Origin of the sequence: Saccharibacillus sp. WB 17, from assembly GCF_008634075.2 — a bacterium.
GTDB classification, from domain to species: Bacteria; Bacillota; Bacilli; order Paenibacillales; family Paenibacillaceae; genus Saccharibacillus; species Saccharibacillus brassicae.
In genome coordinates this window covers 33,431-59,119 of record NZ_VPFK02000022.1, presented here as the reverse complement: position 1 = coordinate 59,119, position 25,689 = coordinate 33,431, and the positions used below count along the sequence as shown (strand labels likewise).

Genomic DNA, 25,689 nt, shown 5'->3' with positions numbered 1-25,689 from the left:
CAGCACGGCGGAGCGCTGCAGGCGCGCCAGACGTTCGCGCTCCTGCGCGGCCCGGCGCAGCAGGGCGCCGCGCAGCCGCTCCTGCTGCTGGGCGACGCGATGCTGCAGCGCGCGCCGGTCCGGCACCGCGAGTTCCGCGGCGGCGGTCGGCGTCGCCGCCCGCAGATCGGCGACAAAGTCGGCGATCGTGAAGTCGGTCTCGTGCCCGACGGCCGAGATGACCGGAATGGCCGAATCGTAGATCGCTCGGGCGACGATCTCTTCGTTAAAAGCCCACAGTTCTTCGAGCGATCCGCCGCCGCGGCCGACGATCAGCACTTCGGCTTCGCCGAGCCGGTTCAGGATGCGGATCCCGCGCACGATCGACGCGGCGGCTTCCTTGCCCTGCACCAGCGCCGGATACAGCATGACGGGCACGCCGGGGAACCGGCGGCCGAGCGTCGTCAGGATGTCCCGCACGGCCGCGCCCGTCGGCGAGGTGATGACGCCGATCGCTTTGGGCAGCGCCGGAATTTGGCGCTTGCCGCTGTCGTCGAACAGTCCTTCGGTCTCCAGCTTCTGCTTGAGCTGCTCGTAGGCCAGATAGAGACTGCCGACGCCGTCCGGCTGCATCTGGGTCAGATACAGCTGGTATTGGCCGTCGCGCTCGAACACCGAGACGCTGCCCTGCGCGATGACGCGCGTGCCTTCGCGCGGAATAAACGGCAGCCGCTTGTTGTGCGAAGCGAACATGATCGCCCGCACGCGGCTGCCGGCGTCTTTTAGCGTAAAATACATATGTCCGCTCGAATGATGCGTAAAATTCGAAATCTCGCCGCGCACCCACACTTCAGGCAGCAGCGGGTCCGCTTCGAACTTCTGGCGGATATACCGGTTCAGCTCCTGGATCGACAGTATGCGCTGCTCCATGCCGGAACCTCCCGCTTACGACAAGCCGTGCGCGCGCTTGGCGGCAAGCAGCGTGTTTTTCATCAGCATCGTGATCGTCATCGGACCGACCCCGCCCGGTACCGGCGTAATCGGGCCCGATACGGAACTTGCCGATTCAAAGTCCACGTCGCCGGCAAGCTTGCCCGTCTCCAGACGGTTGATGCCCACGTCGATCACGACGGCGCCCGGCTTGATGTAGGAAGCGTCGACGAAGTTGGCGCGGCCGACGGCCACGACCAAAATATCGGCCTGGCGCGTCAGCTCCTTCATGTTGGCCGTGCGCGAATGGCACATCGTCACGGTCGCGTTCTCGCGCTGGAGCAGCAGCGATACCGGCTTGCCGACGATGTTGCTGCGGCCGATGACGACGGCATGCTTGCCGGACATTTCGATGCCGGTATGCTTGATCAGCTCGATTACGCCGGCCGGCGTGCACGGCAGCAGGCTGTCGTCGCCGATCATGAGGTTGCCCACGTTGATCGGATGGAAGCCGTCGACGTCTTTCTCCGGGGAGATCGCGTTGATGACCGCTTTTTCTTCGATATGTTTCGGCAGCGGAAGCTGCACGAGAATGCCGTTGATGTTTTCTTGTTCGTTCAGCTTGTGCACGAGCGCAAGCAGGTCTTCTTCCGACGTATCGGATTCCAGGCGATGCACTTCGGAATGGTAGCCGAGGTCTTCGCACGCTTTGGCTTTGTTGCGCACATAGACCTGGGAGGCCGGATCTTCCCCGACGAGCACGACGGCGAGGCCCGGCACGCAGCCTTTGGCGGCAAGCGCTTCGACCTCGGTTTTCAGATTCTGGCGAATTTCGTCCGATACTTGTTTTCCGCTGATAATTTGGGCTGTCGTCATGGTTTTCTCTCCTTTAAAAGTGGGTCTATGTGAGGTGGGGATTTTTTGATTACTTCAACTTACTTTTGAGCTCGTCGGCGTCCTGGATCATTTTGCCGAGCACGCCGTTGACGAACTTGCCGGACTCGTCGGTGCCGAAATGTTTGGACAATTCGATCGCTTCGTTGACGGCGACTTTGGCAGGCACTTCTTCGGCGAAAATCATTTCGTACGAAGCGAGGCGCAGAATTTGGCGATCCACGCGCGACAGGCGGCTGATCTGCCAGCCTTTGAGATACACGCCGAGCAGGTCGTCGATCGCCGCTTTGTGCGTCCACGTGCCGTTCACGAGCGCCAGCACGTATTCGGCCAGCCGGTCGGCGTCTTCCAGTTTCACTTCGCCTTCGTTTTCGTCCCCGGCTTCCGAAATCAGCATCGACACGGCGTCGAATGCCGCCACCTCGTTCATTTCCATCTGGTACAGGCTTTGTACAGCCAATTCTCTTCCCAATCTTCTTTTCATGGGTCCCTCCCGCTATCTGTTGTGCTATCTGTTGTTCTGTCGGTTTATATGAATGTTACGGTACTCCTGAACATGCAAAAACCTGTGAAACGCTTCTCCCGTCCCGAAAAGCTTGGGTTTCCGCCGGAAAGTTCGGCTGTTAAGCCGTTCCTTCCGGTCGGAAACGCCGCCTGTCTTGCTTGGAAGACGGACGGCAAGCCGTTCTTCATGTCCGGCGTAAAAACGTCTCACAGGCTTTCGCTCCGTTCGTTCGCGCGCCTTCGGGACCTTCAACCCCGATTCGGGCAAAAACGCTCGGCCGGAACTTCCCGGCCGGCGCGCGTGCGGCAGCGGATACAGCGTCTTGCGAAGGATTTAGCGAAACGGGCGCCAGCGCTCCATGAGCCGGGCGCGCAGTTCGCCCCACGGAAGCAGCGGACCGGCGCGCCGGTCTTTGCGGCTTCCGATTCCGTAGCCGAGCAGCGTCAGCAGAGCCACCACGAGCATATGCCAGAATCCGACCGCCAGATACAGCAGGCCGAAAAACAAGCCGGCGGCCGTCCAAGCCAAGCGGCCTCCGTACACGGTCCAGATTTCACTCCATTTCATCGGCGCCCTCTCCTATTCCACCCGGCTTTTGAACGCCTGGGGCTGCATGACTCCCGCAATGTAGACCGAGACCGAAGCCACCGGAATGCCCGTGATTTCATGCACGAATTGTTTGACGCCGCGCTGGATTTCCGCGGTCAGCGCGGGAATCGGATATTCCCCGTCGACGACCGTGCGGATCTCGATTACAAGTCCCGGATCGGTCATCCGAATCCGCGTGCGCGGATCTTTGACGCCGCGCACGCGGGACGCCGCTTTGAGCGACAGATTCTCGATCGTCTCCAGCGAGATCTGGATCTCGCCCAGATCGGTTCGCTGGTCGACGGAATGCACGTTCGCGCGGCTGCGGCGCAGCGACACGTACAGCATCCGCAGGCTGATCAGAATCAGCACGGCAAGGCCGGCGACCAGAATCGACATCGTCGGCAGGTCGAACCGGAAATCGATCGGAACCCGGATCGAGCGGCTCAGCAGGAGGATGGCCAAAATGCTCAGAATCAAAATCGTTAGGCTGTATAGAAACAGCAGCAGACGGTCCACTATTTTTGCCACGTACGGCCAAGCCCCCTCCAAACGGTAGTAAACCCCGACTTTGCGGGTCGGGGGTCGGAAAAACGTTATTTCACCCGGGGAATGCCCAGTTCGAGCTCTTCGGAACGGCTTTCGACCGTTTTGGCTTTGAACTGCACGTCGTGCACATGCACGTTCACTTCGATGACGGACAAGCCGGTCATCATCTCGATCGAACGCTTGACGTTGCGCTGCACCGCGCCGGCCACTTCCGGCAGGCGGGAACCGTACTCGACGATAACCGATACGTCGACCGCCGCTTCGCGTTGGCCCACTTCGACCTTGACGCCCTTCGACAGGTTCTTGCGTCCCAGCAGCTCGGCAATGCCGCCCGCGAAGCCGCCGCTCATGCCCGCGATCCCTTCCACTTCGATCGTCGCCAGTCCCGCGATCACTTCGATCACTTCGGGCGCGATCTGGATCTCGCCGATCTCCGTCCGTTCAAATTCTGTAGGTAAGCTGCTCATATTCGATACCATCCACCTTATGGATTATTTATTCCTTAAATATAGCATTTGCCGCCCGATGTGACAAACGGCGTTTGTCACGTTCAGACTTCGTTTTCTTCAAGGAATTTGATGTCGAAATCGCCGCGTACGAACGTTTCGTGATTCAGCAGACGCTGGTGGAACGGGATCGTGGTCGCGATGCCTTCGACGGCGAATTCGGCCAGGGCCCGCTTCATTTTGGCGATGGCCTGCGTGCGCGTCGGCGCCCAGACGATCAGCTTGGCGATCATGGAATCGTAGAACGGCGGAATGGTATAGCCCTGGTAAGCGGCGCTGTCCACCCGCACGCCCGGTCCGCCCGGAGGCAGATAGAAGCTGATCTTGCCCGGAGCCGGCATAAAGTTGCGATCCGGATCTTCGGCATTGATGCGGCATTCGATCGACCAGCCGTTTATCGTCACTTCCTCCTGGGTGAACGACAGCGGATTGCCTTCGGCAACCGAGATCATCTCCTGGATCAGATCGACGCCCGTGACCATCTCGGTCACCGGATGTTCGACCTGAATCCGGGTGTTCATCTCCATGAAGTAGAAGCTGCCGTCCGGGCTGAGCAGGAACTCGAGCGTGCCCGCGCCGGAATAGTTGACCGCATGGGCAGCGCGTACCGCCGCCGCGCCCATCGCTGTCCGCACTTCTTCGGAGATGATCGAACAAGGGGCTTCTTCGACCAGTTTTTGCCGGCGGCGCTGCACGGAGCAGTCCCGCTCGCCCAAATGCACCGCATTGCCGTGCTTGTCGGCGATCAGCTGGATTTCCACGTGCTTCATGCCGGTCAGGAATTTCTCCAGATAGACGCCGGCGTTGCCGAACGCTTTCTCCGCTTCCTGCTGGGCGGCCACGATCTGCTGGCGCAGCGTGTCTTCGTCTTCGGCCAGACGAATGCCTTTGCCGCCGCCGCCCGCGGTCGCTTTGATAATGACCGGATAGCCGATGCCGCGCGCGATCTGGATCGCTTCGTCCAGGTCTTCGACCAGACCGTCGGAACCCGGAATGACCGGAACGCCCGCGCTTTGCATCGTCAACTTGGCTACCGCTTTGTCGCCCATCTTGGTGATGCTGTCCGGCGAAGGGCCGATGAACGTAATGTTGCACGATTCGCAAATTTCGGCGAAGTCGGCGTTTTCCGCGAGGAACCCGTAACCCGGGTGCACGGCGTCGCATTCGGTCAGCGTCGCGATGCTCATCAGGTTCGTGAAGTTCAGGTAGCTGTCTTTGGACGCCGTCGGCCCGATGCAGTACGCTTCGTCGGCCAGGCGGACATGCAGCGAATCGCGGTCGGCTTCGGAATAGACCGCCACCGTCGAGATGCCCATTTCGCGGCACGCGCGAATAATCCGCACAGCGATTTCGCCGCGGTTGGCGATCAGAATCTTGTTGAATTTCGTCGTTTCCAAATCGATGCGTCCTCCTTCCGCTTGCGCTTGACTCATTCCGATCTGACCAGGAACAGCGGCTGTCCGTATTCGACGAGCTGTCCGTTCTCGGCCAGCACTTCCACGATCTCGCCTTTGACTTCGGCCAGCAGCTCGTTCATGAGCTTCATCGCTTCGATGATGCAGACGACGGATTTCTCGTTGACGCGGCTGCCCGCGTTTACATAGGCATCGGCATCCGGGGACGGCGAAGCGTAGAACGTGCCGACCATCGGGGAGACGATTTTATGTAAAGACTCGTCGGGCGCCGATGCCTGGGCAGGCACCGCCGCGGCCGGCGCGCTCGGCGCGTGGACCGCCTGCGCCTGGGGCTGCTGCGCATTCACGGCAAACTGCAGGGCCGAAGCGTCGATACGGCTGCCTTTGCGGATGACGACGCGCGCGCCTTCTTCCTCCAGCTCCAATTCTTGAACCGAAGTCCGGTCGAGCAGTTCGATAAGTTCTTTGATTTCGCTTATTTTAAACATTCGGGCACGCTCCTTAACATTTTCAGGCTTGTGCAGGTAAAATGATGCAGCGCTTTGTAAACGCACGGCAAGCCGTTTAACTAACGTTATGTATTATATCACAACCTTGCAAAATAAAAAGGGCGGTCTCCCGAAGGAGAAACCCGCCCGCAAAATGCCGGTGAAACGCTATCATCGGCCGAATTAACGCCGGTCCTGCGGACCGCCCACAAAAGCCTGTTCCTGGGCATCCAGGTTATAGGCCGTATGCAGCGCCGCGATGATGTCTTTGACTTTCTCGCCTTCGATCACGCAGGAGACTTTGATCTCCGACGTGCTGACCATTTTGATGCTGACGCCCTGATCCGAGATGACCCGGAACATTTCCGCGGCCACGCCCGGATGGCTGACCATGCCGGCGCCGACGATCGACACTTTGACAAGTTCCGTCTCGGAAGTCAATTCGCGGTAAGGCACTTTGCCTCGCGTGCTTTCGATGACCTGAAGCGCCCGCTCCACTTCGGAGCCGTTTACCGTGAACGAGAAGTCGGCCGTGCCGCCCTGCGACCCGCTCTGCACGATGATGTCGACGTCCACGCGCTCCGCCGCCAGCGCCCCGAACAATCCGGCCAGCACGCCCGGCACGTCGGATACGCCCAAAATGCTGATCCGCGCCACGTTTTTATCGTAAGCGATCCCGCTTACTACCACTCCCTGTTCCATGCTCGACTCCTCCTCCACCACGGTTCCTTCATTATAATTAAAACTCGAACGGACGATCAGGCGGACGCTGTTGTGCTTGGCGTATTCCACGGCGCGGGGATGCAGCACCGCCGCGCCGAGATTCGCGAGTTCCAGCATCTCGTCGTACGAAATCGAAGGCAGCTTGCGCGCGCATTTGACGATCCGCGGATCGGTCGAATAGATGCCGTCGACGTCCGTGTAAATCTCGCAGGCGTCGGCCCGGATCGCCGCGGCCAGCGCCACGGCGGTCGTATCGGAGCCTCCGCGTCCGAGCGTCGTAATCTCGCCGTCTTCGCTCATGCCCTGGAAGCCGGCGACGATAACGATTTTGCCGTCTTCGAGCGCTTTCAGTACCCGATCCGGACGAATGTTCGTAATCCGGGCGCTGCCGTGGTTGGCTTCCGTCTCGAAGCCCGCCTGCCAGCCGGTAAACGAGACCGCTTCGTGGCCGATGGCCTGAATGGCGATCGACAGCAGCGACATCGAGATCTGCTCTCCCGTCGTCATCAGCATGTCCATCTCCCGGGCCGGCAGGTTGTCGCTCAGCCGCTTGGCCGTATCGATCAGGTCGTCGGTCGTGTCGCCCATCGCGGATACCACGACGACGCAGCCGTGTCCTTCTTCTTTTTTCTCGGCGACCCGCTTGGCGACCCGCTGCATACGCTCGGTATCGCCGACGGAACTGCCGCCGAATTTCATGACGAATAATGACAAAACGTGTTCACTCCCCCGCGTATTTCCGGAGCTGCTTGTACGTCCGTGCGAGGACCGCTCCGGTCTATTTTATCGCTTTAAATGAGTATAATACGAAACCGCTTCGCGCTTCCATTGTTTTTTCTGCAAATTGTTTGTATTTTCCGGTCGTTCCTATGTATAACCTGCATAAAAAAAACTCTCCGCGCCGCAAAGCGGGCGGAGAGCAGGCGGACGGCAAGCGGAAGCTTGCGGCCGAGAAAGAGTCAATATCGTCAAAAACGAATATCGTCAAAAGCGAACGTCATCCAAAACGAACGCCGTCGCCGGTCGTCGCCCAAGATCGAAAGACTACGCGCGGGAAATGTATTTGCCTTCGCGCGTATCGATCAGCAGCACGTCGCCTTCGTTGATGAACAACGGCACCTGAACGCTGTGGCCCGTTTCGAGCTTCGCGCTTTTGGAAGCGCCCGTCGCCGTGTTGCCTTTGATGCCCGGCTCCGTTTCGACGACTTTGAGCTCGACGCTCGTCGGCAGGTTGATGCCGAGAATTTCGCCTTTGTAGCTGATGATGTGCACGTTCATGTTCTCGCGCAGGAATTTGAGTTCCCATTCGAGCTGGTCGCTGGTCAACGTGAACTGGTCGTACGTCTCGTTGTCCATGAACGTGTGATCCTGCGCGCTTGCGTACAGGTACTGCACGCCGCGGTTTTCGATCTGCGCGCGGCCGATCGACTCGCCGGCGCGGAACGTGCGCTCAACGGTGTTGCCGTTGCGCAGGTTTTTGAGCTTGGAGCGTACGAATGCCGCGCCTTTGCCCGGTTTGACGTGCTGGAATTCGATTACGGTGAAGATGTCGCCGTCGACTTCGACGGTCAGGCCTGTTTTAAAATCGTTAACTGAGATCATAGAGGATTCCTCCTTGGAATGGTTGCCTGGTTGATGCCGATTCTGGATTGCCTTATGCCAGAGGCAGAAGGAGAAGATCTTTGGTCGAAGAAGTGATAATCTCGATTCCCGTTTCGGTAATCACGATATCGTCTTCGATCCGTACGCCGCCGAAGCCCGGAATATAAATGCCCGGCTCCACCGTCACGACCATGCCCGGCTTGAGGATATCGTCGCTGAGCTTCGACAGGCGCGGGCTCTCGTGCACTTCCATGCCGAGGCCGTGGCCCGTGCTGTGGCCGTAGTTGTCGCCGTAACCGTACGACGAGATGATGTCGCGGGTGAGCGCGTCCGCTTCGCGGCCGGTCATGCCCGGACGAATCTTGTCGAGCGCGTTCAACTGCGCTTCGAGCACGATGTTATACACCTCGCGGTGCCGGTCGCTCGCTTCGCCGAGCACGACGGTACGGGTCACGTCGGAACAGTACCCGTTGAGCAGGGCGCCGAAATCGAACGTGATGAATTCGTTGCCCTGCAGCACGCGCGAGCTGGCCACGCCGTGCGGAAGCGCCGACCGTTCGCCCGAAGCGACGATCGTGTCGAACGACGAAGACGTCGCCCCGTTTTCGCGCATGAACATTTCCATCTGCAAATCAAGCTCGCGCTCGGTAACGCCCGCGCGGATCTTCGTCAGAATATGACTGAAAGTCCGGTCGGCCAACGCCGCCGCTTCGCGCATGATGGCAAGCTCGCCCTCGTCCTTGAAGATGCGCAGGCCTTCCACAAGACCCGACACCGGCACGAGTTCGACGCCTTCAAGCGCTTCCCGGTAGTTTTGGTACGTCGCAAATGTGACATGTTCCTGCTCGAAACCGAGTTTGGTCGCGGCCCCCAACAATTCTTTAACCGTTTCCATCACCTTCGGCGCATGCTCGACCACGTCAAAACCCTGGGCCTGCTGCGGCGCCTGCGTCATATAACGGAAATCGGTCAGCAAATAACTGTCCGTTTCGGTAATCAACACGTATCCGGCGGAACCCGTGAATCCGGTCAGGTAACGACGATTAATGTCACTGGCTACAAACATCGCGCCGACGCCCTGGGCGGACATCGCTTCGCGCAATTTGCTTACACGCTGCTGCATATTTTCTCCTCTTTCCCGGTGAACCTATTCAGTTCGTATTTTCCAGAGCTTCAAGCGAAATTACCACAGTACATTCTATCATATGCGTACCCCCTCTGAGAAGCCTTTTCCGGCACGGGCCCGCTTGGCGGCGAAGCCGCCTGTTCGCTGGTATTTACGGATAAAATCCGATACAATGAAAAGAAATGTCTCCGGCCCGGCTTCGCTTCTCGCTCGTGCCGGCAGGTCGGGCCGTTTGCGGCCCGACGCGGACCATACGCCCCACGGGGTATTTTAAAACGTTTAGGAAGGTGAAGGTTTTGTCTGAAAAATCCGCTCCCGTCGCCTACGGCGGACAAGCCGTAATCGAAGGAGTCATGTTCGGCGGCAGGCACGTGAACGTCACCGCGGTACGCCGCAAGAGCGGGGAGATCACTTTCCTCGAAGTGCCCCGCGAAGAAAAAGGCTGGGTGCGCTCGCTGCGCAAAATCCCGCTGCTGCGCGGACTCGTCAGCCTGATCGATTCCAGCGTCAAAGGCTCCAAGCATCTCAACTATTCGTTCGACGCCTACGCTGACGACGAGATGACGCCCGAAGAACGCGAAGAATTGAAAGCGAAGAACAAAAAAGGCGAAGCCAAACTCGGACTCGGCGCCATCATCGGCGTGACGGCCGCGGCAATCCTTTCTTTTATCGTCGGCAAAGTCGTCTTCACGCTCGTCCCGGTCTTCGTCGAACAATTTCTGTTCAAAGGCGCGTTCGAACATCAAATCTACCACAACCTGACGGAAGGCGGCATCAAGCTGATCCTGCTGCTGCTGTATCTGTACCTGATCTCGCTCACGCCGATCGTCAAACGGCTGTTCCAATATCACGGAGCCGAGCACAAAGTCATCAGCGCGTTCGAAGCCGGCGAAGAGCTGACTCCGGAAAACGTGCAAAAGTATACCCGGCTCCATTACCGATGCGGCAGCAGCTTCATCATGCTGACGGTCATCATCGGCGTTCTGATCTACTCCCTGTTCACCTGGGATTCCCTCGCCGAGCGCGTCGTTCAGCGCCTGCTGCTGCTGCCGGTCGTCATGGGCGTGTCGTTCGAATTCCTGAAGTTTACGAACGCGCTGCGCGACGTACCGGTGCTCCGCTATCTCGGTTACCCGGGACTGTGGCTGCAGCTGCTGACGACCAAAGAACCGACCGACGAGCAGGTTGAAGTGTCGATCGCGTCGTTCAACCGGATGCGCGAACTCGATGCCGTCTATGCCAAACAAGGCGCCCCCGCTTCGGTGCCGGACGCCATACTCGATCCGCTGGAGGGTTGATGCCTTATGAAAAAACCGGGAGCCGCCGGCTTCGTGATTCTCGCGCTTGCCGCGCTTGGCATCGTTCAAATCTTGATGAATCCGTCCATTACATGGTTGATTCCGATCGTCATCATCGCGGTAGTCGCCCTGCTGTACTTCTTCCTTCCGAATTCGCGCCGCCCCGGCGGATTCCGCTCGACAGGCGGCGGCAGACAGCCGAAGATCAAACCTTCGGCCCGCACGCAGGAGAAGATGGCGCGCATGTCGTCTTCCGGTTCGGCGAAGGCCGCGCCTGCCCGCCCGGGCAAAGCGCCGGCCTTGCCGGCGAAAAATCCGAAAAAGCGGAAAAACTATCCGTTTCAGGTGATCGAAGGCCGCAAAGGCAAAGACGAAGACGATATTCCGAAGTTTCACTAAAAGCTCTGCGAGATGCCGGAGCACCAAAAAGAGAGAGCGGACTTTCCGCTCTCTCTTTTTTATCGTGCTTTTTTGGCGTATCGACGTGCCGTTCGGCTCAGTTGGCCCAATACTGCTGCAGCGTGCTTTTCACTTTGCCCGACAGCAGATGCTGGGCGCGGAAAAAGATATTGCCGTCGACGTTTTTGCGGCCGATCGTGTAGGCCAAATGGTCGGCCAGCTCTGAAGCGCTGCTCCAACCGGCTTCGGACGTGCCGACTTTGTAGGCGGCTTCGCCGATATACAGATCGACGTCGGTACCGTCGACCGTATCGGCCCACCAATCGACAAGCGTTTTGTAATTGGCGGCGGTGTTGACGTTGCTCCAATAGATCTGCGGTACGACATAATCGACCCATTCGTTTTTGATCCAGGTGCGCGCGTCCGCGTACGTCGAATCGTACGCCGTAACACCTGCGCGCGTGGAGGAGCCGAGCGGATCGCTCGAACCGTTGCGCCATACGCCGAACGGGCTGACCCCGTAGCGCACGTCCGCTTTGGCGGCGTGGATCGACTGTCCCAGCGTCTGCACGAAGCTGTTGATATTCGCACGGCGCCAGTCGCCTTTGTTTTTGTAGGCGGCGGTATTGTACAGGCTGTACGTGCCGTCGTCGCCGAATTTCTTGGCGGACGATTCGCCGTACGGATAGAAATAATCGTCCAGATGCACGCCGTCGATATCGTAGTTGTTCACGACTTCCATCACGTCGTCGATGACGGATTGGCGCGCGGCGGGAATGCCCGGGTTGATATACAGTTTGCCGTCGAAATTGACGATCCAATCCGGATGCGCTTTGGCGACGTGGTTCGAAGCCAGGTTCGACGTCGACGTGCCCGTGCTGGCGCGGAACGGATTGAACCAGGCATGGAATTCCATGCCGCGCTTATGCGCTTCTTCGATCATGAACGACAGCGGATCGTAGCCCGGGTCTTTGCCGGCCGTGCCGGTCAGGACGTTCGACCACGGCACGAGCGACGATTTGTACAGCGCGTCCGCGCTCGGGCGTACCTGCACGAAGACGGCGTTGATGCCGGTCTCCTGCAGTTGGTCCAGCATGGCGGAGAACTGCGTTTTTTGCGTCGCCGCGGTTTTGGACGACGGCCAGTCGAGACTCGATACGGTCGCGACCCAGGCGCCGCGCAGCGCGGTCAGATTGCCCTGGTTGTCCGGCACGCCGGGTACGGGCACGCCGACCGGACCGTCCGGCGTCGTCAGCGTGATCGTCTGCGTCGCCTGATTCCAGTTGACGTTCAGTCCGAGTCCCTGGCCGACGAAGCGCAGCGGAACCACGATCCGGCCGCCCAGGCTCGTCACCGGAGCTTCTAGTTCAACGGAATTGCCGTTGACAAACGCCGTTTTCGCGCCGAGCGGGATCGACAGCAGCGTGCCGCCCTGATTGATCGTGACGACCTTGTCGCTTTGCGACCATTGAATCTGCGCGCCGAGATTTTCGCTGACGAGCCGCATCGGCACGAGCGTCGTATTCGACACGATATAAGGATCGACGTCTCCTTGAATCCGTTGTCCGTCGAGAACGATCGAGATGACGGAAGCCGCGTGAGCCCGGCTTCCTCCGAATCCGCCCCCTGCCGGGAGCAGCAGCATCACTGCCAACAGTACCATTAATCCTTGACGCCATTTCATTTGTGCATCTTCCCTCATTTCCATTGATTTCGTCCGGCCGCTTGCTTCGCGTACCGGGGTTTGCTCCCTGCTCTTTGACGGGCAAACCGCCGACTTTGTTTCACACCTCCCGTATCCTGCTAACCGTTATACGCGCCGCACCGCCCGATTGTAGCGCTGGCGCGCCAAGAAAACTTTGGGAACTTGCCCGGAGGCCCTGCCGGCGCAAACAAAAAGGCATCTGTGTGCCGGGGCCACAGACGCCTTCTTTAGAATTCGCTCGTTCCTTCGTCCTGAACGACCTTGAGTTCTTCGAGCCGCTTCGGATCGCGGCCGAAATATTCGACCAGCGACTCGATCCGCGTGATCGAATCCCAACTCAGATGATGCTCGATACCTTCGACGTCCTGATAAATGCGGCTTTCTTCCACGCCGATCAAACGCAAAAATTCTTCAAGCAGCTGATGGCGGTCCACCAATCGCTTGCCGATTTTTTTGCCTTTGCTCGTCAGAATGAGGCCGCGATATTTTTCGTAGACCAGATATTCGTCTTTGTCGAGCTTTTGAATCATTTTGGTGACCGAAGAAGGATGAACCTCAAGCCCTTCGGCGATGTCCGATACCCGGGCATAGCCTTTTTCGTCGATCAACTGGTAGATGCGCTCCAAATAATCTTCCATACTGGGCGTTGGCATCCGCTTCCCTCTTTTCCTCGACTTAGAAGCCCGGCGCGCGGTCTTCCTCGTTAATGACGCCGATAAACGGACGTCCCGTTCTGTCGGCGGAAGGCCGAATACGTACACGGTCCGCCAAAAACAGCTCTTACCATGATACCTTTATTCGCGGTCCATTGGCAAGTTTACGACATAAAAAAAGAGGATATCCGTCAGACGGTATATCCTCTTCGGGCGACCAGCGTCAGCAGCAGCATCAAAATGAGCAGCAGTACGATCGTCGCTCCGGGCGCGAAGTTCCAGATGCCCGCGATGACCAATCCGGCGATAACCGCGATCTCGGCCACAACGACGGACAGCAGGATGGACATGCGGAAACTTTTGGCCAAAAACAGGCTGCACGCGACCGGAATGGTCAGCAGCGCCGAGACGAGCAGCGCGCCCACAATCTTGATCGCCGTGCTGATGACGAGCGCCGCAAGCACGGTAATGAGCATGTTGAGCAGCTTGACCGGAAGTCCGCTGACCGCCGCCGCGTCTTCCTCGAACGTCAGCAGGAACAGCTCTTTGTAGAAAATAACGACGACGGCCACGACGATCGCCGTGACTCCGCCCACCAGATACAGATCGGTGCGTCCGAGCGTATAGATGCTGCCGAACAAATAGCTGGTGACGTCGGTGTTATAGCCCTGTCCCAGCGTGAACAGGAACGACGCCATCGCGACCCCGCCCGACATGATGACCGCGATCGACAATTCGGCATAGCCTTTGTAGGCTCTGCGCAGCTTCTCGATCCCGAAAGACGAGATCACCGCGAAGACGAGGCCGACGACGAGCGGATACACGTTGATCAGGAAGCCGAGCGCCACGCCCGCGATCGTCACATGCGCCAGCGTGTCGCCGATCATCGACAACCGCCGCAGCACGAGAAAGATGCCGATCAGCGGCGCCGTCAATCCGATCAACAGCCCGCCGAGCAGTGCGCGTTGAAAAAAGTCGCTGAATAAAATTTCCAAGTTACCGTCTCCTTACGTTCATTCCGCGGAATGGACGAGCGGCAGCGAATGCTGCAGGTCCGTCCCGGCGCAGTCCAGATCATCGTGCGAATGGCGCACGAAAAACTTGATTTTGCCGTTCTGCTGCCGCGGTTCCTTGCCCAAATAATCTTCCAGCCGGTCGATGTCGTGCGAGACCATCAGGAACGTGATGTTGTGATGCTGGTGCATATGGCGGATCAATTCGAAAAATCCGTCCTGCGTCTCGGCGTCGATCCCGACCGTCGGCTCGTCGAGCACGAGCAGGTCCGGCTGGTTGATCATCGCCCGCGCCAGAAACACACGCTGCTGCTGGCCGCCCGACAACCGCCCGATCCGTTTGTCGGCGATGTCCTCGATCCGCATAACCTGCAGCGCGTCGTCAAGCTTCGCTTTGGCTTCGCGGGTCAGACGGCGGAACAGATTCTTGTTCGTGTACAAGCCGGACGTGACCACTTCGCGCACCGTTGCCGGAAACAGCATATTGAGCGCGTTTTTCTGCGGCACGTAGCCGATCCGTTCCCAGTCGCGGAACCGGCGGATCGGCTCGCCGAACATGCGGATCTCGCCGCTTGTCGGCGGCATCAAGCCGACGAGCATTTTGAGCAGCGTCGTTTTGCCGGCTCCGTTGGAACCGACGATCCCCACGAAGTCGCGCTCCTTCACGCTGAAACTCAACTCTTTGAGCACATGCTGGTCTTTGTAGGAAAAAGACACGTCGCGCAGCTCGATCATCGGCTGATGGCAGTCCAATGCCGGAATGGCGGACATGGCAATCCCTCCTTTCGGATAAACGCTTCGTTGCTATTTTATCAAGTTCTATTCTACCGAGTTCTATTCTATCAACTTCTCTTCTATAGTGTACCTCTTTTTATTGTAAGGCGAGCAGCAGATTTTGCAAATTGTTTTGCATCAGGCTGAAATAGTCGTCGCCGTTCTTCGCCTGATCCTGCGTCAGCCCTTCGACCGGGTTCAACACGAGCGTCTCCACGCCCGCTTCGCCGGCCAGCGTCTTCGCCAGACGGTCGGACACGAGTTCTTCGAAGAAAATGTAGCGGATGCCTTCTTCCTTGACCATATTGGCCAGGTTCAGCATATCCTGCGCGCGCGGCTCGGCGTCCGGCGACAAGCCCATGATCGCGTGCTGCGACAGACCGTAATCGCGGGCCAGGTAACCGAACGCCTGGTGCGAGACGACGATCTCCTTGTTCGGCACGGCGGACAGCTTCTCCGTAAAGTCGGCGTCGAGCTGCTTCAGCTTGTCCGCAAGTCCGGTGTACCGCTGTTCGTAGCCGGCTGTGTGCGCCGGATCGGCCGCGACCAATTCATCGCGAATATTGCCGGCCATGATCAGCGCCGATTTGGGGCTGACCCAGGTGTGCGGATCGATATGCTTGGCATCGGCCGACGCTTCGGCGTGTTCGTCTTCCGCATGTGCTTCGCCTTCGTGCGCATGTTCGTCTTCCGCGGCACCGTGGTTATGCCCGTCGTCTTCGGCTGTCGTGATCAGTTCGACGCCCTGGCTCACTTCGACGGCTTTGACCTGCGTGCCGGAATCGAGCCCTTTGAGGAAATCGGGCACCCAGCCTTCCAGGCCGGCTCCGTTATAGAGGAACAGCTGCGCTTTGGACGTATTGACGATATCCTGGCCGCGCGGGGTCCAGTCGTGCGGTTCCACGCCGGTCGGCAGCAGGTTGATGACGTTGGCGTCTTCGCCGCCGATCTCGGCGGCAAATTCGTAGATCGGATAGAACGTCGTGACGACGTTCACTTTGTCGTCGACGATCGTCGTTCCCGACGTATTGCGTCCGCAGGCGGACAAGACAAGCAGCGCGGACAAAGCCAGCACGAGCATGAGCCGTCCGGCGGATCGATTGGGGGTCAGCATGGAAAACACTCCGTTTCGTCTGAATATAATGCGGATCTGGATAGACATTTTCGATTAAATCGTAACCTTACCGATTATAGGAGTCCGGTATGCGGTTGTCAACTTTTTTCGCCCGATAGGCCTGGAAAAGAAAACGACAAAAAACCGGAATTCTCCAGCTTGGAGAATTCCGGTCCGGACGGCCCGAGGTAGGGCCGTAATAAGCGGGATTACTTGACGAGCGCACCGTTCGGCATCGAATCCGGCACGGTCGCAAGCGTCAGCTGATCGCCGTGCGAAGCGGCCAGAATCATGCCGCGGGACTCTTCGCCGCGCAGCTTCACCGGCTTGAGATTGGTCACGCAGATCACTTTGCGTCCGATCAGCTCTTCCGGCGTGTAGAACTTGGCGATGCCGGAGACGACCTGGCGCTGCTCGAAGCCGAGATCGAGCTGAAGCTTCAGCAGCTTGTCGGCTTTTTTGACCGGTTCGCAGGCGATGACCTGCGCGACGCGCAGCTCGACTTTGCCGAAATCTTCGATGCCGATTTCTTCTTTGGCCTCGGGCGCTTCGACCGGCTCGGAAGCCGGCTTGGCTTGTTCCGGCGCCGCGGCGGCGGCCGGTTTGCCGCCGCTCATCGCTTCGACGATGCTCGCCACTTCGACTTCCGCGTCAAGACGCGGGAAGATCGGATCGCCTTTTTGCAGCTTCGTGCCTGCCGCGATGACGCTGAACGTGCGCAGCGAATCCCAGCTTCTCCACGCGGCGGCTTCGTCGCCCGCGATGCCGAGCTGCGTCCAGATCAGCTTGGGCGCGCGCGTCAGGAACGGCTGCAGCAGCAGCGACGCGATCCGCAGGCTCTCGATCAGGTGCAGCATGACCGATTCCAGTTCGCCTGCGCGGCTCTCGTCCTTGGCGATGACCCACGGCTGCGTCTCGTCGATGTATTTGTTCGTCCGGCTGACGAATTGGCTGATCGCGGTCAGCGCGACAGAGAATTCCATGCCGTCCATCGCCTGTTCGACCTTGTCCACGGCCGCCACGGCCGCTTCTTCAAGCGTCGCGTCGAACGGCGTCACCTGCCCGCGGTATTCCGGCACCTGGCCGCCGACGTATTTGTCGACCATGGCGACAGTCCGGTTCAGCAAATTGCCGAGATCGTTCGCAAGATCCGAGTTGATCCGCTCGACGAAGCTTTCCGGCGTGAACTGTCCGTCCGAACCGAACGGCACTTCGCGCAGGACGTAGTAGCGCAGCGCGTCCAGGCCGTAGCGGTCGATCAGCTTCACCGGATCGATCACGTTGCCTTTGGACTTGGACATTTTGCCTTCGCGCGTCAGGAACCAACCGTGGCCGAACACTTTTTTCGGCAGCGGCAGATCAAGCGCCATCAGCATGATCGGCCAGTAGATCGTATGGAAGCGCAGAATGTCTTTGCCGACCAGATGCACGTCCGCCGGCCAGAACTTCTCGAACAGCGCCGGATCTTTCGATCCGTAGCCGAGCGCCGTAATATAGTTCGACAGCGCGTCGATCCAGACGTAGACGACATGCTTCGGATCGCTTTTGACCGGTACGCCCCATTTGAACGTCGTCCGCGAGACGGCCAGATCTTCAAGCCCCGGCTTGATGAAGTTGTTGACCATTTCGTTTTTGCGCGATTCCGGCTGGATAAATTCCGGGTTTTGCTCGTAGTAGCTCAGCAGACGGTCGGCGTACTTGCTCATTTTGAAAAAGTAACATTCTTCCTTGACGAGTTCGACCGGATGGCCGCTTTCCGGGCTTTTGCCGGCGGTCACTTTGTTGTTCCCGTCCCGCACGACGTCGACCAGCTGCGATTCCGTGTAATACGTCTCATCCGGAATGCTGTACCAGCCTTCGTATTCGCCTTTGTAGATATCGCCCTGCTTGAGCAGCCGTTCGAAGATTTCCTGCACGACCGTAATATGCCGCTCTTCGGTCGTGCGGATGAAATCGTCGTACGAAATGTCGAGCTTGTCCCACAGGCTGCGGATGCCGTCGACGATCCCGTCGATGAACTGGAGCGGCGTCTGGCCGGCTTCCGCCGCTTTCTGCTCGATCTTCTGGCCGTGCTCGTCCGTTCCCGTCAGGAAACGCACGTCGTAGCCGCGCAGCCGCTTGTAACGCGACATCGCGTCGGCCGCTACCGTCGTGTACGTGTGCCCGATATGCAGCTTGCCGCTCGGGTAGTAGATCGGCGTCGTAATGTAAAAGCTTTTGTTGTTCGTCATGCTCGCTTCTCTCCTCTGATTCGTAAATTGTGCCGCGGCAAGCCGCGTGCGCCGGAGCGGAAGACATCAAAAAGACCCCCGCCCCATCAATGGGACGAGAGCCGGAAGCTCGCGCGGTACCACCCACATTCCCTTCGTTCTCGCGAATCGAAGGCTCTGCCGGTCGCATTCGACCGTCCATTAACGCTGGAACACGCTCTGCGCTCGCGAATGCTTGCGCAAAGTTCCTCCCGGACCATCTTCAAAGGGTTTCCCAGACCGGTTTGCAGCGCCTGACCCGGTTCTCTGCTGCTGGTTCCGCCTTCTACTCATCCGTTCTTCGGATTTCATATTGTATATTCGTATAATATACGATATTAGAAAATATACAGAAAAAAAGCCCGCAGTGTCAAGCCTTCAGGCCTGCGTACTGCGGACTTCGTTCGATTGTTCGCTTTCCGGCGCCGGCACCCGGAGATCACGCTCCGGCCGGGGAGGCACCGGATCGTAACCGCCCGCATGCAGCGGATGGCACTTGGAGATCCGTTTGGCGGCCAGCCAGCTTCCCCGCGCCGCGCCATGCACCTCGATCGCTTCGAGCGCATACGCCGAACAGGTCGGCACGAACCGGCAGCTTGGCGGCGTCAGCGGAGAGATGAATTTGCGGTAGAAACGGATCGGTCCCTGAACCGTCCGGCGGGCGATCTTCATCGCGCTTCACGCTTCCCCGCCGCGGCCCGGGCCGGTTCAAGCGAAGCTTCTTCGCGGCAGTCCTTGCAGTAGCCGAACACTTCGAACTTGTGCTTGACTACCTGGAAGTCGTCGGGCGATTCCGTCAGCTGCATCGGGCAGAACGTGATCGGATACGTCTTCTCGCACTGCAAACAGATCATATGATGGTGATGATGGTCTTCGCTGCAGTGCAGCTTGAACTTCACGCCTTCTTCGAACACGATCTGCTCCAGAACGCCAAGCTCTTGCATCACCCGCAGATTGCGGTAGACCGTATCAAAGCTGAGCCCTTTGTATTTTTGTCCCATATAGTCATAAACGTCTTTGGCGGACAGATAACCCGGCGCCTCGGCGAACAACTTGGCCAGCGTCTTGCGCTGATCCGTAATTCGAAGCCCCTGCTCCGCCATGATCTCGATAATGCGTTCCATTGAAAGCATCGGTGAACCCTCGCCTCCTGCCTGTAGCGGCTTTTTCCTGTGCGGCATACGCTGCTTTATTCGTAATGCCCTGCATTAATAATGCCCCAAAACCGGTACGGAGTCAATCTCGGCGCTTCTCCCGACACGGCGCAAAGCCCGGTTCCGAAAAATCGGAAACCGGGCTTTGCTTCAGTGCTTTTTACTTGTCGTTCTCGGCACGTGCCGCTTGGAACCGTCAAGCTTTCGGCCGTTACTGCTTGCGCGCAGGCAGCGGCGAGAAGATCAGGTTGACGGCCAGGTTGCTGCCCGGAGCCGGCGTGAATTCGAGATCCAGACTCTCGGTCGAAGCGCCCGTGCGGTACACGACGCCGGTCTCGCTCGACGTGTTCAGCGCGGAGCCGACCAGGCCCAGGCTTTGCGCGGACAATTCGACGAGCTGCCCGTTCACGGTAATCCAGCCGGCATATTTGCCGCCGCGACCGTTGAACGTGATCAGCGTATTGGGCGCCACTTTGTCCAGGTGGATTTTGTACAGAACGCCGAAGTTGCCGGCGTTCGATTCCGGCGTATTGTTCGGCGCGTCGGTGCCGGTGAGGTTCGGATCGTCGTTGTTGTCGCCGATGATCAGCTTGCTCGGCGTCGTGCCGCCGACCGGCTCGTAGACGTCGACGATTTTGGTCGCCAGCGGATACGTGCCGCGGTTGTGGACGCCGTCGCGCGGAGCGGTCGTCAGCGTCTTGGCCGCTTCGTAAGGATCCAGCTTCGGATCGATCATGAGCGTGCTGTACGTGATCGGCTGCGTGGATTCCACGTCCGCGATCAGGGAGATGACCGTTTTGTCCGCCATCGGAATGGCGTTCAGCTCGGTCAGCACGATTTTGCTTTCACCCGGCTGAAGCGTGACCGACGATCTCTTGTTGCCGGCCGCCACGGATTCATGATACCGCTGCACGGACACTTTGCCGGCCGCGGTCGCGAACGGACTCGGTCCGCCGAAGCCGCTGTCAAGCGTCGTTATCGTCGTCGGCGTCGGGTTGTTGTTCGTCGCCACGACGTACATCGTCACCTTCTGCTTGGTATAGTTCGCATGGTGGATCATGAAGCGAACTTTGCCCGACAGCGTATCTTCGTACATTTTGCCTGTTCCGAATACAGATTCCGGGCTGTTGCTCCGGTACAGCGTCACGTCTTCCGACGTGTTGAAGCGCTCGACTTTGCGCATCGACGGAACGCTGCCGCCGTCAAACAGGAACTTGCTGCCGATCGGAACGAACAGGGCGTTGTACTCGTCTTGCGTGTACAAAATTTCGTCCGTGATCGTGATCGTTTTGGAGATCGTGTTCGTCGCGCCGTCTGCGTCCGTTACCGTCAGCGTGATGCTTTGCGGTCCCGGAGTGAAATAAGCGCCTTTTTGATTTTCCCACACACGGCTGTTCGCTTCCGGCAGATTGCCGTCGGGATCGTAGCTCTGGTCGCTGTAAGTGACCGGCTCGCCCATACGGTACGTATCCTTGTCGGTCGTGAACTGCGCGACCGGCGGCACGTTCGGTGCTTCGACCGTCACCGTCTGGGTATACGGATCGCTCCATTGTCCGGCGGAATCCTGAACGGAGTACGTAATCGTGTAGACGCCCGGATCGGTAAACACGTCCTGGCGGCCTTCCCAACGCTCGTCCACGATCTGGTATCCGCTAGGCGATTCGGATTTGGTGTTGTACGTGACCGTCGTCTGGCCCGCGATGATCTTTTGCGGTTCGACCGTGAACGAAGCCGTCGGTTTCGAAGAAATCGCCAGCGTGATCGTTTTGGTCTTGTAATCGATTTTGTACGGAATGCCGAGCGCCTGCGTGATCGACGTCAGCGGCACCATGAACGTGTTTTTTTGCTGGAACGAAGTGCCTTTCATTTTGGTCGGCACGCCGTTAACCGTATACACGTCTTTGTCGAGCTTGAAGCGCAGCTCGTCGGCGCCTTTGGTGATGACCGTTTCTTTCGTTTTCGCATCGTATGTAACTTTCAGTCCTACACGATTAACGAACGAGCGAACCGCGATGTACGAGACGCCGTTTTTGGCGACCATCGGCTGTGCAGCCGTATACATTTCGCCGTTCTGGTACATTTTGTCGCCGTTGATAGTCAGAATGAGCTTGTCCGTTCCGAGCGTAATGGCCGGATCGATCGCCGGAATCTCCGGTACGGTCGGCACGGTCGGTTTGGTCGGAACCGGCTTGGTTGGGGTCGGCGTCGCGCTCGGCGTGGTCGGCGGAATCGAAGACGGCGTAAGCGTCGGATCGGTCTGCCCTTCCACGGTGCCGTTCTCGTCGGTCGGCGGCTGGTCCGTCGGCGGCGTGAGCGTCGGATCGGTCTGGCCTTCGACCGCTGCCAGGACTGCCGGTTCGTTCTGCGCAGGCTGCGCGTTCGGTGCCGGTACCGAATTTATAGGATTCGCCGTTTGCGAATCGGTCTGGCCTGCCGGATTTTGCGTAGGCGCGGCCAATTTTTTGGTAAATTGTTGTGCCGATTGTTCCGGTTGTGCGGTCTGGCCCTGCACAACGATCGGCGTTTCGCCCTGCGATGCGGATTGGGCCGATGCTGCGGGCAGCATCGCTGCCGTCTGCACGACAACAAGCAAAGCGATGATCGTGATTTTCTTGAGATTCATTCTACGACTCCCTTTATAGCTGAATTTGGTCCTTCTCTCGCTAAGCACATACTATTAGACGCGGGCATTTTGTAAAAGTTTCTGCAAATCATTAAAAAAAAGCGGCCTTCCGTTGTCGGGAAGAGCCGCCGCTTTAACATCATGCTAACATTTACATACGTTTTCGGTAAAAATCAAACGATTCAAATTCGGGTCTTCCGCCTGCAAAAGCGTTATACGGTCTGCATGCGCCGGCCTTCTTGGATGAGGGCGTAGGCCCGCTGCACCTGTTCGTCCGTCGGCGAATCGACGCCTTCGAGCGGGTATTCCCGGCCGAGTTCCTTCCATTTATAAATGCCCATCTGATGGTACGGCAGAATTTCGAATTTCTCGACGCCCTGCAGCGTCCCGATAAAACGTCCGAGGTCGCGCAGATTGTGCTCGTCGTCGTGGATGCCCGGAACGAAGACGTGGCGAATCCACGTTTTTTTGCCGTGATCGGACAGCCATTTCGCCGTGCGCAGCGTCTGTTCGTTGCTTACGCCGGTCAGCACTTTATGTTTGTCATTGTCGATATGCTTGATGTCCAGCAGCACGAGATCGGTCACGTCCATCAAATATTGAATTTTGTCGGGATTGTTGAATCCGTTGCTGTCGAGCGTCGTGTGCAGTCCCCAGCGTTGTTTCACTTCGCGGAAAATTTCAGCCACGAAAGCGGCCTGCAGCGTCGGTTCTCCGCCCGAAATGGTCAGTCCGCCGCCCGAAGACCGATAATAATTCAGGTAAGGCTTGATTTCGGCCAGCACTTCGTCCACGGTCATTTCCCGGCCGCCGTCGAAATTCCACGTATCGGGGTTATGGCAGTATTGGCACTTCATGAGGCATCCCTGCAAAAATAATACGAAGCGTATGCCCGGGCCGTCTACCGTCCCGAAGGTTTCCAGCGAGTGTATGCGTCCTGTGTGACTCATTCGTTTTCACCCTTTCAAGGAGAACGGCGCTCCCCTGTAGCGAGCGCCGTCTATAAGATCTTATGAAGGAACAGGTATCCGGTCCGGCGAACGGCTTGCGCTTCGGCTCTGCCGGCTTGTCGGTTCCGGCCGGTTTACATATTCGAGTGGAACGTGCGGTTGATGACGTCCATCTGCTGTTCGCGGGTCAGCTTGATGAAGTTGACCGCGTAACCCGATACGCGGATCGTCAGCTGCGGATAATTTTCCGGATGGTCCATCGCGTCCATCAGCTGTTCGCGGTCGAACACGTTGACGTTCAGGTGATGGGCATGGCTGCCGAAGTATCCGTCAAGCATCGCGACCAGATTCGATTTGCGGGTCTCTTCTTCTTTGCCGAGCGCTTTGGGCACGATCGAGAACGTGTTCGAGATGCCGTCGAGGCTTTCTTCGTACGGCAGTTTGGCGACGGAACTGAGCGAAGCGAGCGCGCCTTTTTTGTCGCGGCCATGCATCGGGTTTGCGCCCGGAGCGAACGGTTCGCCCGCTTTGCGGCCGTCCGGCGTCGTGCCGGTTTTTTTGCCGTAGACGACGTTCGACGTGATCGTCAGCACGGATTGGGTCGGCACCGAATCGCGGTACGTTTTGTGCTGGCGGATCATGCCCATGAATTTCTCGACGAGCTGCACGGCGATTTGGTCGACGCGGTCGTCGTTGTTGCCATAGCAAGGGTATTCGCCTTCGATTTCGAAGTCGATCGCGATGCCCTGCTCGTTGCGGATCGGTTTGACTTTGGCGTGCTTGATCGCGCTCAGGGAATCGGCGGTGACGGACAGGCCGGCGATGCCGCATGCCATCGTGCGCAGGATGTCGCGGTCGTGCAGCGCCATTTCGATCCGTTCGTAGCTGTATTTATCGTGCATGTAATGGATGATGTTCAGCGCGTCCAGATACACTTTGGACAGCCATTCCATCATCGGCACGTACCGTTTCATGACTTCGTCGTAGTCGAGGTACTCGGACGTGATCGCCGGATATTCCGGTCCGATCTGCTCGCCGGATTTCTCGTCTTTGCCGCCGTTGATCGCGTACAGCAGCGTTTTGGCCAGATTGGCGCGTGCGCCGAAGAACTGCATTTGCTTGCCGATCCGCATCGCGGATACGCAGCAGGCGATACCGTAGTCGTCGCCGTAGATCGGACGCATCAGGTCGTCATTCTCGTACTGGATAGAGCTCGTCTCGATCGAGACTTTGGCGCAGTATTTCTTGAAGCCTTCCGGAAGCTGCTCCGACCACAGAACCGTCAGGTTCGGCTCCGGTGCGGGTCCCAGATTGTACAGCGTGTGCAGGAAGCGGAAGCTGCTCTTCGTGACGCGGGTCGTGCCGTCTACCGCCATACCGCCGATCGATTCCGTTACCCAGGTTGGGTCGCCGCTGAACAGTTCGTTGTAATCCGGCGTGCGCAGGAATTTGACGATCCGCAGTTTCATGACGAAGTGGTCGACGAGTTCCTGCGCCGTTTCTTCGGTCAGTGTGCCTTCGGCCAGATCGCGCTGGATGTAGACGTCCAGGAAGGAAGAGACGCGTCCGAGCGACATCGCCGCGCCGTTTTGTTCTTTGACCGCCGCGAGGTAGCCGAAGTAGACCCATTGGAACGCTTCTTTGGCATTGACGGCCGGTTTGGAGATATCCATGCCGTGCAGTTGGGCCATTTTTTTCAATTCGCCCAGCGCGCGGTACTGCTCGGAAATTTCTTCGCGCAGGCGGATCGTGTTCTCGTCCATGCCTTCGCCGACCGTTTCGTTATGCTCCCGCTGTTTTTGCTTCATCAGGAAGTCTACGCCGTACAGCGCGACGCGGCGATAATCGCCGATGATGCGGCCGCGGCCGTAAGCGTCCGGCAGGCCGGTCACGATGCCGGATTTGCGCGCAGCCCGGATCTCCGGCGTGTAGGCGTCGAATACGCCCTGGTTATGCGTTTTGCGAATATTCGTAAAGGTCTCGACGATGGAATCCGGCACTTCGAACCCGTACGCTTTGCACGCGTCGATGACCATGCGGATACCGCCGTAAGGCTGAATAGCCCGTTTGAACGGCTCGTCCGTCTGTACGCCGACGATCTGTTCTTTGGCCTGGTCGAGGTAGCCCGGTCCGTGCGACACGATCGATCCCGGCGTGTTGACGTCCACGTCCCAGACGCCGCCTCTTTCCCGTTCTTCCTTGGACAGCTTGGATACGATCTGCCACAGATCGTTCGTGTTCGCCGTAGGCCCCGCCAGGAACTTTTCGTTACCGGTGTAAGGCGTTACGTTTTCGTCGATAAAGTTTTTGGTGTCCACGTGGTTCGTCCATTTGCCCGCTTTGAACCCTCTCCATGCTTCCGAATTCGCGCCCGTGATTTCTTTTTCGATAACCGACATGTGATTACCTCCGTTTTATGTGTATTTGGCCGGGATCGCGGTGCCAAGCCTTC

Annotated in this window: 24 protein-coding genes; 2 read left to right on the top strand and 22 right to left on the bottom strand. The window is 58.4% G+C overall.

Going from position 1 to position 25,689, the window contains the following annotated elements; translation table 11 throughout:
• From xseA to FTE24_RS11490, 11 genes are all read right to left on the bottom strand, one after another.
• Nucleotides 1-909: exodeoxyribonuclease VII large subunit (xseA, locus tag FTE24_RS11540; protein WP_160441731.1), on the bottom strand; the 909-nt coding region annotated here is incomplete at its 3' end.
• A gap of 15 nt (nt 910-924) precedes the next feature.
• Nucleotides 925-1,785: a bifunctional methylenetetrahydrofolate dehydrogenase/methenyltetrahydrofolate cyclohydrolase FolD gene (folD, locus tag FTE24_RS11535; protein ID WP_150229790.1), complete on the bottom strand. Its 861-nt coding sequence runs from the start codon at nt 1,783-1,785 to the stop codon at nt 925-927.
• Nucleotides 1,786-1,834: 49 nt separating this feature from the next.
• Complete coding sequence (gene nusB, locus FTE24_RS11530; protein ID WP_141445988.1) at nt 1,835-2,287, bottom strand: transcription antitermination factor NusB; 453 nt, start codon at nt 2,285-2,287, stop codon at nt 1,835-1,837.
• 354 nt (nt 2,288-2,641) lie between these two features.
• Nucleotides 2,642-2,875: a DUF2273 domain-containing protein gene (locus FTE24_RS11525; RefSeq protein ID WP_141445989.1), complete on the bottom strand. Its 234-nt coding sequence runs from the start codon at nt 2,873-2,875 to the stop codon at nt 2,642-2,644.
• Nucleotides 2,876-2,887: 12 nt separating this feature from the next.
• Entirely contained in the window at nt 2,888-3,427 is a 540-nt protein-coding gene (amaP, locus tag FTE24_RS11520; RefSeq protein ID WP_150229792.1) for an alkaline shock response membrane anchor protein AmaP, read from the bottom strand.
• Nucleotides 3,428-3,492: 65 nt separating this feature from the next.
• Entirely contained in the window at nt 3,493-3,912 is a 420-nt protein-coding gene (locus FTE24_RS11515; protein WP_141445991.1) for an Asp23/Gls24 family envelope stress response protein, read from the bottom strand.
• 83 nt (nt 3,913-3,995) lie between these two features.
• Nucleotides 3,996-5,384, bottom strand: coding sequence for an acetyl-CoA carboxylase biotin carboxylase subunit (gene accC, locus FTE24_RS11510; RefSeq protein ID WP_150229794.1), 1,389 nt, complete (start codon nt 5,382-5,384; stop codon nt 3,996-3,998).
• Nucleotides 5,381-5,854: an acetyl-CoA carboxylase biotin carboxyl carrier protein gene (accB, locus tag FTE24_RS11505; RefSeq protein WP_150229796.1), complete on the bottom strand. Its 474-nt coding sequence runs from the start codon at nt 5,852-5,854 to the stop codon at nt 5,381-5,383. The genes accC and accB overlap by 4 nt, the downstream gene beginning before the upstream one ends.
• Before the next feature lie 183 nt (nt 5,855-6,037).
• Nucleotides 6,038-7,291, bottom strand: a complete 1,254-nt coding sequence (locus FTE24_RS11500; RefSeq protein ID WP_150229798.1) for an aspartate kinase — start codon at nt 7,289-7,291, stop codon at nt 6,038-6,040.
• A gap of 330 nt (nt 7,292-7,621) precedes the next feature.
• Entirely contained in the window at nt 7,622-8,179 is a 558-nt protein-coding gene (efp, locus tag FTE24_RS11495) for an elongation factor P (protein WP_141445995.1), read from the bottom strand.
• 52 nt (nt 8,180-8,231) lie between these two features.
• On the bottom strand, nt 8,232-9,302 hold the full coding sequence (locus tag FTE24_RS11490; RefSeq protein WP_141445996.1) for a M24 family metallopeptidase: 1,071 nt from the start codon (nt 9,300-9,302) through the stop codon (nt 8,232-8,234).
• Nucleotides 9,303-9,601: 299 nt separating this feature from the next.
• On the opposite strand from FTE24_RS11490, the gene FTE24_RS11485 reads away from it, so the two are divergent.
• Entirely contained in the window at nt 9,602-10,603 is a 1,002-nt protein-coding gene (locus tag FTE24_RS11485; RefSeq protein ID WP_141445997.1) for a DUF1385 domain-containing protein, read from the top strand.
• Between the two features lie 6 nt (nt 10,604-10,609).
• Nucleotides 10,610-11,002: a DUF2207 domain-containing protein gene (locus FTE24_RS11480; protein ID WP_141445998.1), complete on the top strand. Its 393-nt coding sequence runs from the start codon at nt 10,610-10,612 to the stop codon at nt 11,000-11,002.
• A 97-nt stretch (nt 11,003-11,099) separates the two neighbouring features.
• Here FTE24_RS11480 and FTE24_RS11475 read toward each other — a convergent pair whose 3' ends face one another.
• The 11 genes from FTE24_RS11475 to pflB form a co-directional block, all read right to left on the bottom strand.
• Nucleotides 11,100-12,686: a family 10 glycosylhydrolase gene (locus FTE24_RS11475; RefSeq protein WP_150229800.1), complete on the bottom strand. Its 1,587-nt coding sequence runs from the start codon at nt 12,684-12,686 to the stop codon at nt 11,100-11,102.
• A gap of 248 nt (nt 12,687-12,934) precedes the next feature.
• Nucleotides 12,935-13,360 (bottom strand): transcriptional regulator MntR, encoded by a 426-nt coding sequence (gene mntR / locus FTE24_RS11470; RefSeq protein ID WP_141446000.1) that lies wholly within the window; start codon nt 13,358-13,360, stop codon nt 12,935-12,937.
• 191 nt (nt 13,361-13,551) lie between these two features.
• Nucleotides 13,552-14,355, bottom strand: a complete 804-nt coding sequence (locus FTE24_RS11465) for a metal ABC transporter permease (protein WP_141446001.1) — start codon at nt 14,353-14,355, stop codon at nt 13,552-13,554.
• Between the two features lie 18 nt (nt 14,356-14,373).
• Nucleotides 14,374-15,144 (bottom strand): metal ABC transporter ATP-binding protein, encoded by a 771-nt coding sequence (locus FTE24_RS11460; RefSeq protein WP_141446002.1) that lies wholly within the window; start codon nt 15,142-15,144, stop codon nt 14,374-14,376.
• Nucleotides 15,145-15,244: 100 nt separating this feature from the next.
• Complete coding sequence (locus tag FTE24_RS11455) at nt 15,245-16,261, bottom strand: metal ABC transporter solute-binding protein, Zn/Mn family (RefSeq protein WP_150229802.1); 1,017 nt, start codon at nt 16,259-16,261, stop codon at nt 15,245-15,247.
• Between the two features lie 209 nt (nt 16,262-16,470).
• On the bottom strand, nt 16,471-18,492 hold the full coding sequence (gene metG, locus FTE24_RS11450) for a methionine--tRNA ligase (protein WP_150229804.1): 2,022 nt from the start codon (nt 18,490-18,492) through the stop codon (nt 16,471-16,473).
• A gap of 396 nt (nt 18,493-18,888) precedes the next feature.
• Nucleotides 18,889-19,182: a membrane protein insertion efficiency factor YidD gene (gene yidD, locus FTE24_RS11445; RefSeq protein ID WP_150229806.1), complete on the bottom strand. Its 294-nt coding sequence runs from the start codon at nt 19,180-19,182 to the stop codon at nt 18,889-18,891.
• Nucleotides 19,179-19,643: a Fur family transcriptional regulator gene (locus FTE24_RS11440; RefSeq protein WP_150229808.1), complete on the bottom strand. Its 465-nt coding sequence runs from the start codon at nt 19,641-19,643 to the stop codon at nt 19,179-19,181. Before FTE24_RS11440 ends, yidD begins: the two co-directional genes overlap by 4 nt.
• Before the next feature lie 232 nt (nt 19,644-19,875).
• A complete protein-coding gene (locus FTE24_RS11435) occupies nt 19,876-22,287 on the bottom strand; it encodes a stalk domain-containing protein (RefSeq protein ID WP_150229810.1) in 2,412 nt (803 codons plus the stop codon).
• A 212-nt stretch (nt 22,288-22,499) separates the two neighbouring features.
• The gene (gene pflA, locus FTE24_RS11430) at nt 22,500-23,237 is read right to left on the bottom strand and encodes a pyruvate formate-lyase-activating protein (protein WP_150229813.1); all 738 of its coding nucleotides are present in this window, start codon (nt 23,235-23,237) and stop codon (nt 22,500-22,502) included.
• A 134-nt stretch (nt 23,238-23,371) separates the two neighbouring features.
• Nucleotides 23,372-25,636 carry a formate C-acetyltransferase gene (gene pflB / locus FTE24_RS11425; RefSeq protein WP_150229815.1) on the bottom strand — a complete coding sequence of 755 codons (2,265 nt, stop codon included), beginning with the start codon at nt 25,634-25,636 and terminating at the stop codon, nt 23,372-23,374.
• Between the last annotated feature and the right edge of the window lie 53 nt (nt 25,637-25,689).

Coding starts and splice junctions, on each gene's coding strand:
- accC (WP_150229794.1), bottom strand. CDS start 5,384: ATGAGTCAAGCGCAAGCGGAAGGAGGACGCATCGATTTGGAAACGACG.
- pflB (WP_150229815.1), bottom strand. CDS start 25,636: ATGTCGGTTATCGAAAAAGAAATCACGGGCGCGAATTCGGAAGCATGG.
- accB (WP_150229796.1), bottom strand. CDS start 5,854: ATGTTTAAAATAAGCGAAATCAAAGAACTTATCGAACTGCTCGACCGG.
- FTE24_RS11455 (WP_150229802.1), bottom strand. CDS start 16,261: ATGCTGACCCCCAATCGATCCGCCGGACGGCTCATGCTCGTGCTGGCT.
- FTE24_RS11515 (WP_141445991.1), bottom strand. CDS start 3,912: ATGAGCAGCTTACCTACAGAATTTGAACGGACGGAGATCGGCGAGATC.
- nusB (WP_141445988.1), bottom strand. CDS start 2,287: ATGAAAAGAAGATTGGGAAGAGAATTGGCTGTACAAAGCCTGTACCAG.
- yidD (WP_150229806.1), bottom strand. CDS start 19,182: ATGAAGATCGCCCGCCGGACGGTTCAGGGACCGATCCGTTTCTACCGC.
- FTE24_RS11475 (WP_150229800.1), bottom strand. CDS start 12,686: ATGAAATGGCGTCAAGGATTAATGGTACTGTTGGCAGTGATGCTGCTG.
- folD (WP_150229790.1), bottom strand. CDS start 1,785: ATGACGACAGCCCAAATTATCAGCGGAAAACAAGTATCGGACGAAATT.
- FTE24_RS11480 (WP_141445998.1), top strand. CDS start 10,610: ATGAAAAAACCGGGAGCCGCCGGCTTCGTGATTCTCGCGCTTGCCGCG.
- FTE24_RS11525 (WP_141445989.1), bottom strand. CDS start 2,875: ATGAAATGGAGTGAAATCTGGACCGTGTACGGAGGCCGCTTGGCTTGG.
- FTE24_RS11460 (WP_141446002.1), bottom strand. CDS start 15,144: ATGTCCGCCATTCCGGCATTGGACTGCCATCAGCCGATGATCGAGCTG.
- pflA (WP_150229813.1), bottom strand. CDS start 23,237: ATGAGTCACACAGGACGCATACACTCGCTGGAAACCTTCGGGACGGTA.
- FTE24_RS11490 (WP_141445996.1), bottom strand. CDS start 9,302: ATGCAGCAGCGTGTAAGCAAATTGCGCGAAGCGATGTCCGCCCAGGGC.
- mntR (WP_141446000.1), bottom strand. CDS start 13,360: ATGCCAACGCCCAGTATGGAAGATTATTTGGAGCGCATCTACCAGTTG.
- FTE24_RS11435 (WP_150229810.1), bottom strand. CDS start 22,287: ATGAATCTCAAGAAAATCACGATCATCGCTTTGCTTGTTGTCGTGCAG.
- efp (WP_141445995.1), bottom strand. CDS start 8,179: ATGATCTCAGTTAACGATTTTAAAACAGGCCTGACCGTCGAAGTCGAC.
- FTE24_RS11440 (WP_150229808.1), bottom strand. CDS start 19,643: ATGCTTTCAATGGAACGCATTATCGAGATCATGGCGGAGCAGGGGCTT.
- metG (WP_150229804.1), bottom strand. CDS start 18,492: ATGACGAACAACAAAAGCTTTTACATTACGACGCCGATCTACTACCCG.